At 47.2% G+C, this 17692-nt stretch carries 17 protein-coding genes; 2 read left to right on the forward strand and 15 right to left on the reverse strand.

Annotated elements, in window-relative coordinates:
* Positions 1-309: 309 nt before the first annotated feature.
* Genes AOQ57_RS03580 through AOQ57_RS03595 form a run of 4 tightly spaced genes read right to left on the reverse strand, consistent with a single transcriptional unit; the run spans position 310 to position 2981 of the window.
* Entirely contained in the window at positions 310-822 is a 513-nt protein-coding gene (locus AOQ57_RS03580) for a GNAT family N-acetyltransferase (RefSeq protein ID WP_093625286.1), read from the reverse strand.
* Positions 822-1274, reverse strand: a complete 453-nt coding sequence (gene tsaE, locus AOQ57_RS03585; protein ID WP_093625288.1) for a tRNA (adenosine(37)-N6)-threonylcarbamoyltransferase complex ATPase subunit type 1 TsaE — start codon at positions 1272-1274, stop codon at positions 822-824. The genes AOQ57_RS03580 and tsaE overlap by 1 nt, the downstream gene beginning before the upstream one ends.
* 8 nt (positions 1275-1282) lie before the next feature.
* On the reverse strand, positions 1283-2257 hold the full coding sequence (gene pta, locus AOQ57_RS03590) for a phosphate acetyltransferase (RefSeq protein WP_093625290.1): 975 nt from the start codon (positions 2255-2257) through the stop codon (positions 1283-1285).
* Positions 2258-2291: 34 nt separating this feature from the next.
* Entirely contained in the window at positions 2292-2981 is a 690-nt protein-coding gene (locus AOQ57_RS03595) for a uracil-DNA glycosylase (protein WP_093625292.1), read from the reverse strand.
* A 139-nt stretch (positions 2982-3120) separates the two neighbouring features.
* Between AOQ57_RS03595 and AOQ57_RS03600 the strand changes: the two genes are divergently transcribed.
* Positions 3121-3669: an LURP-one-related/scramblase family protein gene (locus AOQ57_RS03600; RefSeq protein ID WP_235788999.1), complete on the forward strand. Its 549-nt coding sequence runs from the start codon at positions 3121-3123 to the stop codon at positions 3667-3669.
* 51 nt (positions 3670-3720) lie between these two features.
* Here the strand turns inward: AOQ57_RS03600 and smpB are convergent, their stop codons facing one another.
* From smpB to gap, 9 genes are all read right to left on the reverse strand, one after another.
* Entirely contained in the window at positions 3721-4194 is a 474-nt protein-coding gene (gene smpB / locus AOQ57_RS03605) for an SsrA-binding protein SmpB (RefSeq protein WP_093625294.1), read from the reverse strand.
* Positions 4195-4215: 21 nt separating this feature from the next.
* Positions 4216-6600, reverse strand: coding sequence for a ribonuclease R (rnr, locus tag AOQ57_RS03610; RefSeq protein ID WP_093625297.1), 2385 nt, complete (start codon positions 6598-6600; stop codon positions 4216-4218).
* Positions 6601-6653: 53 nt separating this feature from the next.
* Positions 6654-6893 (reverse strand): preprotein translocase subunit SecG, encoded by a 240-nt coding sequence (secG, locus tag AOQ57_RS03615; protein ID WP_004563267.1) that lies wholly within the window; start codon positions 6891-6893, stop codon positions 6654-6656.
* A gap of 62 nt (positions 6894-6955) precedes the next feature.
* Entirely contained in the window at positions 6956-8506 is a 1551-nt protein-coding gene (locus tag AOQ57_RS03620; RefSeq protein ID WP_093625299.1) for a ClC family H(+)/Cl(-) exchange transporter, read from the reverse strand.
* Positions 8507-8593: 87 nt separating this feature from the next.
* Entirely contained in the window at positions 8594-9991 is a 1398-nt protein-coding gene (locus AOQ57_RS03625; protein WP_093625301.1) for an amino acid permease, read from the reverse strand.
* Positions 9992-10205: 214 nt separating this feature from the next.
* Entirely contained in the window at positions 10206-11528 is a 1323-nt protein-coding gene (gene eno, locus AOQ57_RS03630; protein ID WP_093625302.1) for a phosphopyruvate hydratase, read from the reverse strand.
* 125 nt (positions 11529-11653) lie between these two features.
* On the reverse strand, positions 11654-12415 hold the full coding sequence (gene tpiA, locus AOQ57_RS03635; protein WP_093625304.1) for a triose-phosphate isomerase: 762 nt from the start codon (positions 12413-12415) through the stop codon (positions 11654-11656).
* A gap of 86 nt (positions 12416-12501) precedes the next feature.
* Positions 12502-13707, reverse strand: a complete 1206-nt coding sequence (locus AOQ57_RS03640) for a phosphoglycerate kinase (protein WP_093625306.1) — start codon at positions 13705-13707, stop codon at positions 12502-12504.
* Positions 13708-13788: 81 nt separating this feature from the next.
* Positions 13789-14802 (reverse strand): type I glyceraldehyde-3-phosphate dehydrogenase, encoded by a 1014-nt coding sequence (gene gap, locus AOQ57_RS03645; RefSeq protein WP_093625308.1) that lies wholly within the window; start codon positions 14800-14802, stop codon positions 13789-13791.
* Positions 14803-15069: 267 nt separating this feature from the next.
* Here gap and AOQ57_RS08390 point away from each other — a divergent pair, with 267 nt between their 5' ends.
* Positions 15070-15201, forward strand: coding sequence for a hypothetical protein (locus AOQ57_RS08390; protein ID WP_268871486.1), 132 nt, complete (start codon positions 15070-15072; stop codon positions 15199-15201).
* A 197-nt stretch (positions 15202-15398) separates the two neighbouring features.
* On the opposite strand, the gene AOQ57_RS03650 is transcribed toward AOQ57_RS08390, so the two are convergent.
* Together AOQ57_RS03650 and AOQ57_RS03655 are read right to left on the reverse strand one after the other, a co-directional pair.
* The gene (locus tag AOQ57_RS03650; protein WP_093625310.1) at positions 15399-16502 is read right to left on the reverse strand and encodes a tyrosine-type recombinase/integrase; all 1104 of its coding nucleotides are present in this window, start codon (positions 16500-16502) and stop codon (positions 15399-15401) included.
* Between the two features lie 122 nt (positions 16503-16624).
* Entirely contained in the window at positions 16625-17650 is a 1026-nt protein-coding gene (locus tag AOQ57_RS03655) for a helix-turn-helix domain-containing protein (RefSeq protein ID WP_093625312.1), read from the reverse strand.
* Positions 17651-17692: the final 42 nt, after the last annotated feature.

The raw sequence follows: 17692 nt of genomic DNA on the forward strand, positions 1-17692 counted from the left end.
TATTGTTCTAAGGATTTAACTAAAACCGCTTCATCTAGTGATGACTGTAACTTTAATTTGCACTTGATAGTAACAGCTTGCTGCATTAGGTTCACCTCACTTTCTTCATACATCTATTATATCATATTTAGATGTGCAAAAAGAAAGGGAAAAGGTCAAGAAAAGAAGCACCGTAGGTGCTTGAGTGGGGGCTTTCCTCCCATCACTAAAGTGACGGGTATCCAGCCCATAATATATCAATGAAGTGCCCAAGAATGGCTAGATTTATGTCTAACTATTCTTGGGCACTTTAAACTTCATTAATTTTTACTATTCTTCTAATCCTCGGTACTCCATTCCAACCGCAGGCTGATCAATTCCGTTGCTATCCTTGATGACGCAATCGGTTACCTTTACAAAGCCATAATGTTGATACAACTGTTGGGCCCGTTTATTGCTCTTAAAAACGTCGAGCACCAGATGATCCAAGTCAGCATAGTTCAGGTACCAATAAAGGGTCTCATCAAGTAAGAGGGAGCCAACCCCATTGTGCCAAAAGTCCCTTAAAACCGCGAGGCCTAATTCCCCTGCGTTAGCCCCATCACTCAAGTGCATCACTGTTGCCAGGCCAATCAATTGGTCCTGGTAGCTCGCCAACAGGACAATCCCGTTAGTGGAACGGGCAATCTGAGCCAGGTTCTGCGCCTCCTTTTCAACCTTTAAGCTTGAAAGGTTGTCGTAGGTAATTGCGTTAGTCTCTTGCTGTAATTGATTTAATAGGGCCAAAAGTGCTTCTGCATCTTTGGGAGTGGCTACCCGTAAGGATACCGTTTCATCTGCCATTACAGCTCCTCCATCAGGGCAACAAAGTGCCCCCCTTTAGGAACCACCTCAATCTGCCGCTGGTTATCCTGTCCAGTCCTCTTAAAGGTTAGTGCCAAGTAATCGTCGGGAAGCTCATCTTCTGCAAACTGGGCCCACTCAACCACACTGACCCCATCACCTTCAAAGTACTCATCTAGCCCCAGGTCAGCTGCCCCACCATTTTCAAGCCGGTACACGTCCATGTGATACAGGGGAAGGCGTCCTCCCTGGTATTCACGGATGATGGTAAAGGTAGGACTTTTAATTACGTCCGTAATTCCAAGCCCTGTAGCAAGTCCCTTGGTAAAGGTCGTTTTTCCTGCACCGAGATCGCCATTTAAGACGAGCACATCGCCAGCGGTTAGCCCCTGGGCAATTCGTTGGCCCAATTCTTTGGTTTGTTCTGGAGTATCAAAAATAAATTGCTTCATATTAATCCTTATAGTGACTGAGCAGCCGTAATTAAGGCTACCTTGTAAACCGCTTCTTCATCGGTCCCTCGTGACAAGTCAGCAACTGGTGCGTTCAATCCTTGTAAGATCGGGCCAATTGCTTCAAAGCCCCCAAAGCGTTGGGCAATCTTGTAGCCAATGTTCCCTGCTTCCAGACTTGGAAAGACAAAAACGTTGGCATGGCCGGCAACATCGGAGCCTGGGGCCTTTAATTCCCCTACTGACGGCACAAAGGCGGCGTCAAATTGGAGCTCCCCGTCAATAGCCAGGTCTGGGTTGGCTTCCCTAGCCAACTTAGTTGCTTCGGCAACCTTAGTAACCATGTCACCCTTGGCGGATCCCTTGGTGGAGAAACTTAGCATTGCAACCTTTGGATCAATCCCAAAGAGCTTCGCCGTTTCAGCCGATTGAAGGGCCACTTCAGCCATCGTCTGGGCATCCAGCTCAATATTAATGGCACAATCAGCAAAGATATAGCGTTCGTCACCCTTCTGCATGATAAAGGCCCCAGAAATCCGGTGGGAACCTGGCTTGGTCTTAATGATTTGCAATGCAGGGCGAACCGTGTCTCCAGTGGCATGGACCGCCCCGGAAACCATCCCATCAACCTTCCCCATGTAAACTAACATGGTGGCAAAGTAGGAGATGTCTTCTAGCATTTGGTCAACTTGTTCAGAGGTGTTCTTACCGTTACGACGTTCTAACAGGGCATCGTGCATTGCCTGCTTATCTTTTGCCGGGTATGTTGCCGGATCAAGGAGCTGTAAGCCCGTTAAATCAAGACCGTTTTCCTTAGCAACCCTTTCAATAGCCCCTTGGTTTCCCAAAACCACTGGTTCAATCAGTTGGTCGTGCTTCAAGCGGATGGCAGCGCTAAGAATCCGTGGATCCTCCCCTTCAGGGAAAACGATGATTTTTTCTTGACCACGCAATTGATCAGCTAACTTTTCAAAAATGTCCATTCGATGTTTCCTCCATTCTAAACGTACCCGAATACTACAAGTGATCGATAGTTGACGGTAGTTGCCAGTTAATCGGGGCCTGGCCCGTCATTTCCAAAAACTGGTTGGTCTTTGAAAACGGCCGGGAACCAAAGAAGCCCCGGTGCGCCGACAGGGGACTCGGATGCGCCGACTCCACCACAAAGTTACTTTTGAGATCAATAAGGTGCTTTTTATTGCGGGCTGACCGTCCCCATAGGATAAAGACAACTGGTGTTGGACGCTCAGACAAGGCCATAATCGCTGCGTCCGTGAGCTTCTCCCACCCGTGTCCCTGATGTGAGTTGGCTTGACCATCACGTACCGTTAGCACCGAATTCAATAACAAAACACCCTGCTCAGCCCAGGACTTGAGGTAGCCATGGTTAACTGGTTGACAGCCCAGATCTGCCTCTAGTTCCTTATAAATATTTTGCAAGGACGGTGGGATGGCCACCCCCGGTAAGACCGAAAATGAACACCCGTGTGCTTGACCCGGGCCATGATATGGATCCTGACCCAAGATCACAACCTTAGTTTGGGAGAAAGGGGTCCAATTAAAGGCCTCAAAGATATGGTGCATCTCAGGGTAGACCTGCTGGTGGCTGTATTCATCCACCAAAAAATTATGCAATTGTTGGTAATTGGTCGCCTCAAACTGTGGTTTTAAGACTGGCCACCAATCGTTGTTAATTAACTGTTTCACTTCCGACACCTCGTAAGTATTTTAGCACACTCCCAGGATTGGGAATAGCCCTTCGCGAAACCGTTTTCGTAATCGATTCGTGAAATAACGTCCGTTTCCTGTTAGAATACAGATAGCTTATCGTTAAGGAGGGATTTTGGTGCGTACCCTATATCTACGTGAACATGGTAGTCAACGTTCAGCCACAACCATCATTCACGACCAGTCGAATAATGCCTGTTACCTACTTGCCGGTAAGTGGGGGCTGCGCCAGGACGTTCTCTCCCTATACACGATGAAGGGGGACCTGCTGGCTGAAGTCAAGCAAATGACCCTTGGTCTACGGCCTAAGTTTGTCCTCTACCAAAACCGGCACCGGGTCGGTGTTGTTGCCAAATCACTCGGGTTTATCCGCCAGGTGATCTACATCCGCGGACTAAATTGGGTGGTCGTTGGTACTCCGCTATCAAACCGCTACCGGGTATACCAGAATAACCGGCTGGTCTTTTCCACTAGCCCCCTTGAAGGTACCGGGGGCCTTTACCAAGCAATTTCCGTCTCTAACCAGGCGGACGAACCCCTGGCCCTGTTAGTTGCCACAATCTTAAACCACTGGGCCCACCGAGGTGGTCGAGAACCCATGGTTGCATGGCATCCCCGCCCGCTCCCCCGTCGCTTAGGCGAGGTAGCACCAATCAATCATAACTAGTAAGGGCTCCAGTAGTTCATTTCTGAATTACCAGAGCCCTTATTATCTTTTTTAATAATGTTTCATAACCCGCTCAATTTGACGATCCTGTTCCCGCTTCTTGATGGCGTTACGCTTGTCGTACTCGTGCTTCCCACAGGCCAGACCCAGGAGAACCTTTGCGTAGCCGTGCTTTAAATACATCTTGAGTGGTACCAGGGTGACCCCCTTAGCAGTCAACTCACTCTGAAGTTTTTTGAGCTCTTTTTTGTGCAATAAAAGCTTACGGTTGCGCAGGGGATCGTGGTTAAATATATTTCCCCCAGCAAATTCAGCAATGTGAACGTTCATCAGCCATAGCTCACCACCGTAAAACTGCGCGTAGCCATCCTTTAAGGTGACCCGCCGAGCCCGAACGGACTTGATTTCCGTCCCAGTCAGGACCAGCCCGGCTTCAAAGGTTTCAGTAATCGCGTAGTCGTGGCGGGCCTTTTTATTTTGGGCAATCAGGTTGGCGTCTAGTCCCTGACGGTTCTTTTTCGCCATTCCAGATCCCTCCTTTAGATTTTAGTGCCGCCGGGATTGACCGTTACCATTGTGACGGCGGTTCCGGTTTCGATTATTATCCCGGTCGCCGCGGTGACGGGTTTGCCCCCGGTTAATTTGGGTACTGTTACGACTCCCATTGTCGCGGCCGTGATCATCGGAAAAGTGGCGCCAGTTATTGTTCCGTCGATTGTTACCATTCCCCCGGCCGTTGCGTCGGCCATTTTGACGTGGCATCCGCAATTTGGTCAGTGGGGCTTCATCAGCGTTCACCAGCTCAAAATCAACCTCACGTTGGTCCTTGTCCACCCGGAGAAGTTTTACCTTAACCGGTTGGCCAATTTGGAAAATGTGGTGGTGATCCCGACCAACCAGGGCCATATGCTTTTCGCTATACTCGTAGTAGTCGTCTTTCATTACCGAGATGTGGATTAGACCTTCTACCGTGTTTTCAAGGGCGACAAAGAGCCCGAACTTCATCACGGAAGAAACGACGGCGTCAAAGGTTTCACCAACGTGGTCCTCCATGAATTCGGCTTTCTTCATCGAATCGACATCGCGTTCAGTATCAATCCCCCGCCGTTCAGTAACGGACGTATGTTCCGCAATCTCAGCTAAGCGATCACGGTATTTAGCCTTAGCCTCTTCACCAGTCCCATTTTCCTTGTACCATTTGATCAACCGGTGCACGGTCGTGTCTGGATATCGACGGATTGGGGACGTGAAGTGGGTATAGTACTGAGCTCCCAGCCCAAAGTGACCCAGCTCATCTTCAGAGTACTTAGCCTGTTGCATGCTTCGTAGCATCATGGTTTGAACCATCTGTTCTTCCGGCGTACCGGCTACCTTTTTCAGGACCTGTTGAAGCATCTTAGGCTTTACATTGGCTAGATCACCTGGCATGTTAATTCCAAAGACGGAAAGAAACTCAGCAAAATTTTTAATCCGTTCCGTATCGGGGTGCTCGTGAATCCGGTAAAGGAACGGAACGTGCATTAGGTCGTAGTGCTCGGCAACCGTTTCGTTAGCGGCCAGCATGAAGGACTCGATCATTCGTTCTGAAAGCCCCCGGTCCCGTAGCTGAATGTCGGTTGGATGACCATTTTCGTCAACAATGATCTTGGCTTCTGGGGCTTCAAAGTCGATCGCCCCGCGTTGGTGGCGGTGCTTTAATAGAATCCGGTGTAGATCGGCCATTGTTTCAAACATCGGTACTAGGTCTTTGTACTCCTGACGAGTCTTTTCATCATGTGCCTCTAAAATGGCGTTAACCGCCTTATAGGTCATCCGGGCATGAGAGCGGATAACTGACGGGAAAATTTTGTGACTAACAATGTTTCCCTGCGGGTCAATTTCCATTTCGCAAGACATTGCCAGTCGTTCTTCACCTGGATTTAGAGAACAAATCCCATTTGAAAGGCGCCGCGGTAGCATCGGAATTACCCGGTCGGTTAGATAAACTGACGTTCCGCGCTTAAAGGCCTCCTCGTCTAATGGCGTTCCTGGCTTAACATAGTGGGAGACATCAGCAATATGGACCCCCAGGTGATAGTTACCATTATCGAGTCTCCAGGCTACCACGGCGTCGTCTAAGTCCTTTGATTCGATCGAGTCAATTGTAACCAGCGGCTGGCTGGTTAAATCTGGGCGCTTCTCTTTTTCTTCCGGTTGAACCGTCAGTGGAATCTGGTTTGCCTGATCTAAGACCTCCTGTGGGAACTCGTGAGGAACATCGTGGGCATAAACGACCGACAAGATATCAACTCCGGGCTCATCCTTATCCCCGACCACTTCCATAGCCGGGCCGGTCATCACTTCTGGTGATTCTTCACTCGGGTAAGTTGCGATGCTTGCAGTTACTATTTCGTTATCCTGCGGGTGAATCCCGTCGTCGGTCACGTAGAAGCGGAAGTTACCCAGCTTCTTATCCTTTAGGATTACTTCCCCAATATAGTTACCCATCGTCATATTCTTAAACTCACCCACCACGTGATCATAGGAGTGGGTTAAAATCTTGGTGATTTCCCCCTCCGGTCCCTGATCACGAGTTGGATCGCCAGCCCGTAAAATCTTAACCGCCACTTCATCGCCCGTTAAAGCGTACATGGTGTGGTCCGGGTTAATAAAAATATCTGGCATCTCCGGGTCGTAGGAAACAAACCCGAAGCCTTTTGGGTTCCGGTGAAAGACCCCTGTAAATTCCTTAACCTGGGGAACGAGTTTAAACTCCCCGTCATCGGTTACTTCCACCTTACCTTCCCGCTCTAATTGAACAAGGGTTTGTACCAATGGTGTAAATTGGTCAGCACTTGCCATGTCTAACACCCGTGCCAACTTTTCGGCCGAAAAGCTTAAGGCAGCGTTGTTTGTTAGGCAATCAAGTATGGTTGTTTTTAAATCTGTCATCTTATTTCCTTTCGCATTTAAAAAAAGCCCCCGCTAAACGGAGGCGCTCACTACTAATGTGAGGAAACGTAAACCAGTGCCAATGCAAGAACAAAGAAGATAATTCCCACAATGACAGTTACGATTTGCATAACGGCTTCGAAGCCCCGCGCCTTCCGCCGGGAAAAGAGGTCGCCACTTCCCCCGGTCAAAGCAGACATCGAATCATTATCGTTCTTGGCCGGCTGCATCATTACGCACGCGATCATGACCACGCAATCGATCAAAAACAGGGTCATTAACGTATTTTCCACGATTTTCCTCCTATCCGCTCACACTATAACCCTTAGAGTTTAACATAGAAAAACCTAAATTGCTAATTAATCACTTGGTGGGCAGCAACGGTTATCTTTTGTTTAGACTTAAGGTGCTCCGCCCCAGTCAGTTGGATAGCCAGGGTATCACCTACTTGCAGGCGAGTGTCACCATGGGGAACGATTTCTTCTTCCCCCCTGTAGACCATTAACAGCAAACACGATGGAGGCCAGGCAACGTCTTTAACCAGCGCTCCATCCAGGGCCGTACCGGCGAAGATGGTAGTTGTCATCTGAGTAATTCCCTGTAGCGCTTGGTGTGGTTGACGATGAATAAAGTTTTCGAACATTGCCGTGTAGATAGGGGCGCCCCCTAAGGTATCAACAACTAAGTAGGAAACTACTGCCACCACCGCTAGTGGCATTAGATGAGCCAATGAACCGACCATCTCAGTGATCAAGAGGATTGCCGTGAAGGGGGCCTTAGAAATGCAGGCAAAGTACCCTGCCATTGCGTAGATTACGTAGTTCGCTAAAAAACGGTCTGGGATCAACCCTAAGTGAACCATAATCACACAGTAAAGTCCCCCTAAAACGGCCCCTAGCGTTAGAATTGGTAAGAAAATTCCCCCAGGTAATTCGGAGCCGTAAGAGATCATCGAGAAGGTAAAGCGCAGAACAAAGAGACCTAAAAATAGGCTCACCGAGGTTGGTAGGCTAGTTAGGTTCACGATCAATCCGTTACCACCCCCCAGGGTGTCAGGCCACCACCAGGCGATTGGGATAACTAACAAAAAGGGGATCACCGGATACCAGGCTGGTTTAAACCACTTTACCTTACGGCTCCAAGTCCCTAAGTGCAGGATCACGTATTGATAAAAGCGCCCTAAAAGCCCTAAAAAAAGCCCCATCAACAGTAAGTAACCATACTGATTAACTGGAAAATACGTCTCGTGAGGAAGATCCAAGCTGGGTTTCAAGCCAAAAAACTGCATCGACACAAAGTTGGCACTAATTGACGAGATGAAAACCGACAGCCATACCAAAGGAGAAAAATTATGGTAAACCTCCTCTAAAACGAACATTGATGAGGCAATCGGGGCGTTAAAGGCGGCTGATAGCCCAGCCGCGGCCCCGGAAGCAATTCCCACCCGCCGCTCAATGGCGGTGAGCTTCTTTTTTCTCCGTCCCTCAACAATTCCCTGACCAACCGTTGCCCCGACTTGAATTGAAGGTCCTTCCCGGCCCAAGAAGAGTCCCGGACCAATTGATAGGATTCCCCCAAGGAACTTTCGCCACAGCACCGGCCACCATTGCTCATCAAACTGACCGGTCAACTGCCCTTCAACCTGTGGAATTCCCGACCCCTTGATATTCGGATTTTTCTGGGTCATCCGCCCCAGAAAAATCGCCAAAGGAATCGTCACTGCAACCCAAGCTAAAAGCCAGGTCGGACGCTGGTGAAAAAACAAAAAGGCTCGTTTGGTTAAGGTCAAGACGTCTTGAATAGCGAGGCGAAAGACCGAGGCCACCAGTCCAACAATCACCCCAATCACGATTGCCCGGACCACCGAGCGGACGTTATTATACTTTAAAAACTTAAACCTAATCACAGATTTTGGCCCCCTTGATTAACTACCCAAACATTCTAGCATAAAATAACGGTGCCGCTTCATCGTGAAAGCGCCACCGTTATCGAATTAGTTAATTTCTTTACGTAGATTCCCCCGGTGACGAACTAAGTAGGCCAATACCGCCACGATTAAGACAACGGCTCCGGTAATTACCGAAATTCGGGTATCGGGGTTAATGAACATGAAGACCACGATCACTATTAACATAATGAAGGCAAAATAGTTAGAAAACGGGTACAGAGGTAACTTGAAGGGATGGTCTTCCATCAAGGATGCGTTATGCTTACGGAAGCGTAGTTCAGCCAATAAGATTACGAACCATGGAATCATCCCCGGCAGGACTGATGATGAAAAGACGATCACGAACATGTCGGTTGTCGTCTTAGAAAGGGCCGTTGCCACGATATCCAATATAAATCCAATCAAAATCCCCCCGGAAATCCCCAGGATAGCCATATCCGGCACCACATGTTTAGAGAGCCGTCCAAAAATTTTGGGTGCATCTCCTTCGTGGGCTAGTTTGAAGAGCATCCGACTGGAGGAGTAGATCCCCGAATTGGCTCCCGATAGGGCCGCCGTCAAGACCACAAAGTTGATCAGCGAAGCTGCCGCTGTAATTCCCACCTTGGCAAAGGTCGATACGAATGGTGAGCCGACCGCACTAAGCCGATTCCATGGGTAAATGGTCACGATCACAAAGATTGCCCCAACGTAAAAGATTAGGATCCGGAAGAGAACCGATTTAACGGATTTGACAATTGCCCGTTGGGGATTCGCAACCTCACCGGCCGATATTCCCAGTAATTCAATTCCCTCATAGGAACCAACGATAATCGACATAGAGAAGAAAAAGCCTGAAACACCCCCAGTAAAAAAACCGCCGTGTTGCCAGAGGTTGGCAAAGCCAGTTGGGTGCCCCCCGTTGCCAAAGCCAAAGAAAATGATCATAAAGCCTAAGAGAATCATCAAGATGATTGTAATCACTTTAATCATCGCAAACCAGAACTCCAGTGAACCATAGGCTTTGGCGCTCGCTAGGTTTGCCAAAACTAAAAAGGCAATGATGATCAGACCAGCCGCCCAAGTCTTCGTATGGGGCCACCAGTACTGGAGGTACTCCGTAGCGGCCACTACTTCCGACATCCCGACCACAATATATTCGAAGACGTTAGCCCACTTAGCAAGGTAGCCCGCCAAAGGATGAACATATTCAGTGGCATAATCAGCAAATGAACCCGTCCCGGGGTTAATGTAGATCATCTCCCCCAGCGCCCGCATTACAATATACAAAATTAGTCCGACAAAGGCGTAGGCTAGGATTACCGACGGCCCAGTCCACTTGATGGTGGAGGTGGATCCCATAAATAGACCAACCCCGATGGCGCCTCCTAAAGAGATCATCTCCATTTGGCCGGCCGTCATCGAGCGCCTCAGTTTGGGGGCGCCACTTGACTGCTGCTGCATAATCAAATCAATTCCTCTCTAAAGTAATGGGGGCGGTTAACCGCCCTTTTTCAACTGTAAACTGTAAAACAACTGCGTTCAATTATAGGCCATCTTCTGAGTCCGGGCAACAAGTCGATCTCATCAAAATTTAATTTCAAACCAAAAAAGCGGCCGGGCAATCATTTGATTGCTCGACCACTTTTCATTTGGACCTATGCCAATTTAAACCATCTTAACGGTTCTCAATATCTTGCTTAGCTTGTTCACTAAGGTTGTAGAAGGAACGAATCCCCTTGTACTTAGCAACGTCGCCAAGGTTATCTTCAATCCGCATTAATTGGTTGTACTTAGCAAGACGGTCAGTCCGGCTCATGGAACCAGTCTTGATTTGGCCAGCATTAGTAGCAACAACCAAGTCAGCGATCGTCGTGTCTTCGGTTTCACCAGAACGGTGGGAAACAATGGCCGTGTAACCAGCTTCCTTAGCCATTTCGATAGCTTCAACAGTTTCCGTCAAAGTACCGATTTGGTTAAGCTTAATCAGGATAGAGTTGGCAGCACCCATCTTGATTCCCTTTGCAAGGTAGTCAGTGTTGGTAACAAAGAAGTCGTCACCAACTAATTGAACCTTCTTACCAAGCTTGTTGGTCAAAGTTACCCAATCTTCCCAGTTGTTTTCATCAATTGGGTCTTCAACAGAAACAACTGGGTACTTAGCAATGATACCGGAAAGGTATTCAATCCATTCTTCCGTGGTGTATTCTTCACCAGTTGACCAGTGAAGCTTGTACTTCTTGTCTTCATCATTCCAAAGTTCAGAAGCAGCCACGTCAAAGGCAATTGCAACGTCCTTGCCTGGCTTGTAGCCGGCAGCTTCGATAGCCTTAATCAGGTATTCAAATGGTTCTTCGTTGTTAGCAAAGTCCGGTGCAAAACCACCTTCGTCACCAACGGAAGTAACCTTGCCATCAGCTTCCAAGGCCTTCTTCAGGGCGTGGAAAGTTTCAGATCCCATCCGGATAGCTTCCCGAACGGTTGGGGCACCAACTGGCATGATCATGAATTCTTGGAAGTCCACCTTGTTGTCAGAGTGGGCCCCACCATTGATAACGTTCATCATCGGCGTTGGCAAAACGTGAGCGTTGAAGCCGCCCAAGTAGTTATAAAGAGGAACTTGCAGTTCATCCGCAGCAGCCCGTGCGGTTGCCAGGGAAACGGCTAAGATAGCGTTAGCACCTAACTTACCCTTGTTTGGCGTACCATCGAGGGCGATCATGGCCTTGTCGATTGCAACTTGGTCAGTAACTTCCATCCCGACGATTTCCTTAGCGATTACGTTGTTAACGTTGGCAACGGCCTTTAATACGCCCTTACCACCGAAGCGGTTCTTGTCACCGTCACGAAGTTCAACAGCTTCGTGTTCACCAGTTGAAGCACCGGACGGGACAATTCCCCGACCAACACCACCATCTTCGGTGTAGACTTCAGCTTCAACGGTTGGGTTACCACGTGAATCAAGGACTTCACGGGCAAAAATATCTGTAATAAGTGACATTAGATGACTCTCTCCTCTTGATTTTATTTGGATAGCAATTCCGCTTTCCATTTTATTATCTTGATCAGTTTAAAACAAGTCAGATCCCTAATTTCCTTTTAAATTTAATCTTATCCATTTTTGGATTAACAGGATTGGTAATTAACCATCTTTAAAAAGGTGGCTGCATCAAGGCTTGCTCGGCCAATTAAAACTCCATCGATGTCATCTTTTTGCATCAAAAGTTTTATATTAGCCAAATTAACACTTCCGCCATATAAGATCCGAACCCGCTCGGCAGCTTGCTCGCTGTACAGGTGGGCGATCGTTTGACGGATTAGGTAACAACCCTCATTCGCCTCTGCGGGGGTAGCAGCTTCGTTACCACTCCCAATTGCCCAGCTAGGCTCATAGGCAACCGTTACCCGCGCTAATTCTTCTTCACTGACCTGCTGGAGGCCAGAGATAACTTGGCTGACCACCCAGACAATCTTATCGTGTTCCTGCTTACGCTTCATGGTCTCATCTACGCATAGGATTGGACAAATCCCGGCGTTTAAGGCCGCGCGAACTTTCTTGTTAACGGTGGTATCGTCCTCAAAAAACAGGCGCCGACGCTCAGAATGGCCAATGATAACGTGCTTGATCCCTAATTCGCGTAGGGCTAAGGGACTAGTCTCCCCGGTGAAGGCCCCCTCATCTTGATAAAAACAGTTCTCCGCCACAATCTTTAGAGCCGTCCCCCTGGTGTGTTCAACTAGTGATTCTAAGAAGAGGGTTGGCACGGCCAGCTCAACCTCTTCTTTAGCCGGGTCTGGTAGGGCATCTTTAACCTGGTCAACGTAATCAACCGCCTCAGTGATTGTCTTGTACATTTTCCAGTTCCCAACAATTAATGGTTTTCGCATGTAACAGCCCCCAAAACGTCCATTAGAATCCTACTGAATTGGATTCAAAAGAAGCTGCGACACCTCTGTCACAGCTTCTCTTAAAATTACTTATCAGAAATAGCGGCAATTCCCGGAAGGACATCTCCTTCAAGGTATGCCAATGATGCACCCCCACCAGTTGAGATGTGGGTTAGCTTGTCTGAAATTCCAAGTTGCTTAGCAGCGGCCGTGGAGTCACCCCCACCAACGATCGTGGTTGCCCCTTCAAGCGTTCCTAAGAATTGACCAACTTCCAAGGTTCCCTTAGCAAAGTTACTCATTTCAAAGACACCCATTGGACCATTCCAAACAACCGTCTTGGCGTCAGCTAAGACGTTCTTAAACTCTTGGATAGACTTTGGACCAATGTCCAGGGCCATCCAGCCGTCATCAATGTCGCCTTCGACAACCTTAGTTTCGGCGTCATTGGCGAATTTGTTGGCCACAACGTTATCTACTGGCAGAACCAGCTTATCGCCTGCCTTTTCAATGATTTCCTTGGCAACGTCAATCTTATCTTCTTCGACCAGGGAGTTTCCAATCTTGATTCCCTTAGCGGCGTAGAAGGTGTAAGTCATCCCCCCACCGACAATGACCTTATCAGCCTTGTCGAGCAGGTTATTGATAACCCCGATCTTGTCAGAAACTTTGGCCCCACCCAGGATGGCAACGAATGGGCGTACTGGGTTGGTAACCGCATCACCCAAGAACTTAATTTCCTTTTCCATCAAGAAACCAGCAGCAGCCTTACCAGGCATGTTGGTAGCAATACCAACGTTAGAAGCGTGCTTACGGTGAGCAGTCCCAAAGGCATCGTTGATGAACAGGTCACCTAAGGATGCCCAGTACTTACCCAATTCTGGATCGTTACCAGATTCGCGCTTAACGTATTCGCCATCCTTAACGTCTTCATAACGGGTGTTTTGAACAACCAATACTTGGCCATTTTCCATCTTAGCGATGGCGTCTTCTAATTGCGGACCTTCTGTTACTGGAACAAAGGTTACCGGCTTGTTCAGTAAGTTCGACAGACGTTCAGCAACTGGGCGCATGGAAAGACCCGGCTTATCGTCTTCCTTCTTGATCCGTCCCAGGTGGGAGAACAGGATTGCCTTCCCATCGTGGTCCAATACATACTTGATGGTTGGCAATGCTGCCACGATCCGGTTGTCGTCACCAACAACACCATCCTTAATTGGCACGTTAAAGTCAACGCGCATTAAGACCTTCTTACCGGCCAGGTCTAAATCTTCAACCGTTAATTTAGCCATGTTTTTTCCTCCTCGATTAAAATAAAAGGCGGGGGAGTCACCTCCTCCCGCCTTTTTAAATCACCTTAATTCAAGCTTTGCTTACAGACTAGCAAAGTGGATCAGGGTACGGATCATGTTGCTGGTGAAACCGTATTCGTTGTCGTACCATGCAACAGTCTTAACTAATTGGGAACCATCATCAGCTTCCATGATTTCCGTTTGAGATGGGTCAAAGACGGAACCGTAAGTGGAACCAATGATGTCGGAGGAAACGATTGGGTCTTCAGTGTAACCAAAGGCGTCGTTGCCTTCCGTAGCCTTCTTCATAGCGGCGTTGATTTCGTCAACCGTAACGTGCTTGTCCATGATGGAAACAAGTTCCGTCAGGGAACCGTCAACAACACCAACACGTTGTGCGTGACCAGAAAGCTTACCGTTCAGTTCTGGGATAACCAGACCAATGGCCTTAGCTGCACCAGAAGAGTGCGGAATCGTGTTCGTGCTTGCAGTACGGTTGTTACGCATCTTCTTACCACGAGGACCGTCAAGAATGGCTTGCGTGGAAGTGAATGCGTGGATCGTCGTCATCGTACCTGCCTTAAGGCCGAATTCCTTGTTCAGGAAGTAAGCCATTGGGGCAAGGCAAGAAGTGGTGCAGGAACCTGCGGAAACGATCTTATCGTCTGCCTTAAGTGTGTCCAGGTTAACCCCAGGAACAACCGTCGGGATGTTACCAGCAGGGGCAGAAATCAGAACCCGCTTAGCACCGGCATCCAAGTGTGCTTGGGACTTTTCAGCGGAGGTGTAGAAACCAGTACATTCAAGAACAAAGTCAACACCATCGTTTGCAACCCACGGAATGTTCTTAGCATCGCGTTCAGCGTAAACTGGGTACTTCTTGCCGTCAACGACAATTCCTTCTTCGTAAGCTGAAACTTCGCCCGGGAACTTACCGTGCGTGGAGTCGTACTTAAGTAAGTAAGCTAACATGGACGGCGTCGTCAAGTCGTTAATTGCAACAACTTCGATTTCACTAGAGTTGAGTTCGTGAATCCGACGGAAAGCCAGACGACCGATCCGGCCAAAACCATTAATACCAATCTTTACAGTCATACTGTAATTTCCTCCTTTAGGAAAATAATTCATGTACCTACTTAGTCTATCACCATTGCGTAAAAAATACAGCTAAATTAGTTCATTTTTTAACAAGGTACGCCCAAATAGGTTCCACCAATACAAACAACATTGTACTCATTTTGTAAGGACTTGTCCATTCTTGCACCTCAGATTTTACGTGAATTATTGACAGTTGCTATTTAGAGTGACTTTCGTTATAATCGGAATGTTGAATTATTTACGAGAGATAAAGGAGGCATAAACATGCGCAAAGCACATCCACACGGCGTTCAAGGTCGTCGTCCAATTGCTCCTAAGTACAAGCGAGCTTTAAAAGAAAAGAAGATTGAAGCTATTCGTAAGTGGGCTAAGGAAGCACCTGCTGAAGAAAAGTAATTTCAATTATCATCCCCATCTTTCAAAGGTGGGGATTTTTTTGAATTCATTTGTATTACCCTTTTAGGGGCAAAAAAAAGACCCGCATAAATGCGAGCCTTAAAAACAAGTGCCCCAAACAGGAATTTAATAGCCTTGTTAATCGTTGATATATCAACATTTTCTAAAATCTTTACCACAATCTTACCACAGTTAGGCTAGATCAACTCCTGAAGTTTCTTAACAATCAGATCATCATTCTGGGCCTTGTACTCGTCAATCAGATAACTGTAGGTTTTGAGAGTGATCGTAATATCTGAGTGGCCCAATCGTTTAGAGATAGCGTAGACGTCAACGCCCTTTCCTAGCAGATAGGCGACGTGTACGTGGCGCAGGGAGTGAAAGTGAAACCCTTGTTTAGCGATCGCCTGTTGATGCATAATAAGGCGTAGCGCTTTATTTAGGGCGTTACCCGTCGGTACCTGGTCATATTCCGGCGAATAGAAAACCATTGTAGAATTATTAGCCTTTAGGCTTGCTAACATTTTGAGTAGTTCACGGTTAACTGGAATCACCCGCCGGCTGCTCAAGGTCTTGGTTGGCTTGAAGGCTTTTTCTATTTCATCCCACGATTTATTAATATTGATCGTGGAATGAAGGTAGTCAAGATCGTTCCAAGTCAGCGCTTGAATTTCACTTTTCCGCATCCCTGTTAAGAGCGCCGTTAGGATCATGTATTTAACCGGATGGTCGGGATCAAGTTCACCCTTAACCGCATCCATCAAGAGCGCCGTTTCTTTCTGATTGAGGTACTCAACCTTCCTTTCACGGTCTTTATTGGAGATTACTTGAATATTGCTGGTGAAGTCCTTACGAATGATTTCATCATCAAGAGCAAATGACACCATTTTCTTAACAGCTCCGTTTAGCTTGTTGACGCTATCCCTTGCATGGTTAGCACCATACCAGTTAATGAAGGCCTGGTAATCGGACTTGCGAACGTCCTTAAGCTTCCTTTTGCTGAAGTACTTGGTTAGGACATTGCCAATCACCTTGTAGCGGTTCTGAGTGATCCTGGTTATACCCTGTTCCTTATACAGCCGGTACCAACGTTGGTAATAGTCGGATAGCGTAATTTCCGTAAGATCGGGATTAAGTTGTTTCTGGAGTTCATCCCGAACACGTTCCGCAGTTGCTTTTGCATCCCGGCGCTTATCGTGTATCCCGGCGCTTTTTTCGTGACGTTTATTCTGGTCATCATACCAGAGCACTCTTGCCTGGTACCGGCTCCCACGCTTTGATATTGATATTGAAGTTCTCATTATGTTTCATCCTTCCATAGCTAACATAAGGCCGTGCTATGTATTGGATAACTAAATTAACAATGAGAGCGATCAAGCTTTACTTTGACGGGTAGTTGATCGTTTAGTTTAGCCTGAGAGGCTTATTTTGGCAACTTGTTTTCTAGCTGGTCAACCCTTTTCTTCAATTCCTTATTCTCATCAAGAAGGTGGGCAACAATCTCAAATAGCAATTCATGGTCGTTAGACGTAACACTCATTGCATCAATGTTTTTCTTGGATGCTTTATAAGGGTCTACCTTGAATGAATCCATCTTGCTATCGAATTTCTTTTCTTGAAGTTCATCGGACAGCCTTTTGGCAATCACATATTCTGGGGATGGTTGCATCCCCCACCCTTCACCAACACTAGCAAGGAACGCATAGTCACTTAATGACTTTATGTTGTCTAAAAGTATCTTTTTAAAGGCAAAAAATGTTTCATTCCGTGAATGTAATTCATCCAAAAGGTTTTCTACAGAATCAAACTCAATGTACGCCGTTTCAATTTTTCTTATCTCATCGCCTGGTAACAATCCGCCAAGTACTGAAGCTAGATCGATTGTTGGATTATCGATTTCATCTATTAAAGATTGGCGAACCACTTCATCATCTGGAGCGTACACACCCACTAACTCATCGAAGTAGTCGGCGTAATAATCATCTTGTAGATAATCATCGGAGTGAGTGGCCTTTCTCCCCTTTTCGTTTTCGTCAATTGTGACTTGCTGTTCCAAATACTCTTTCATTTTTTCCTTGTAGCCTGGTAAATCTTTTGGATCAACACCATCTAGATCAACCTTATACAAGCCGTACTTGAATACCTTCCCATTATCAACTTCCACATAAAACGGGCCATCGATAAAGCCGTTATACCTGTTAGCGATCATGAATAACAGCAATTCCACAACGTCATCTTGTGACCATCCGTCGCCTTCCACATACTCAACTGGGACTTTAAAATAATCTGCTAATTTTTCCCAATTCTCAATTTTAGGGTTTCTATAGCCCTTTTCGCCTACCGCTTTTTCGTATCCACTTAATGTTGAAACCGCAATCCCAACGGCGTCACTCAGTGTTTTTAGAGTGACGCCTTTTTCTTTGCGTAATTCTTTAATTCTGTTTCCCATAATAATGTTCCCTTCTTGGAAACATTATTCCACAAAAGAGAA

Source organism: Limosilactobacillus gorillae (assembly GCF_001293735.1).
Taxonomy (GTDB): Bacteria; Bacillota; Bacilli; order Lactobacillales; family Lactobacillaceae; genus Limosilactobacillus; species Limosilactobacillus gorillae.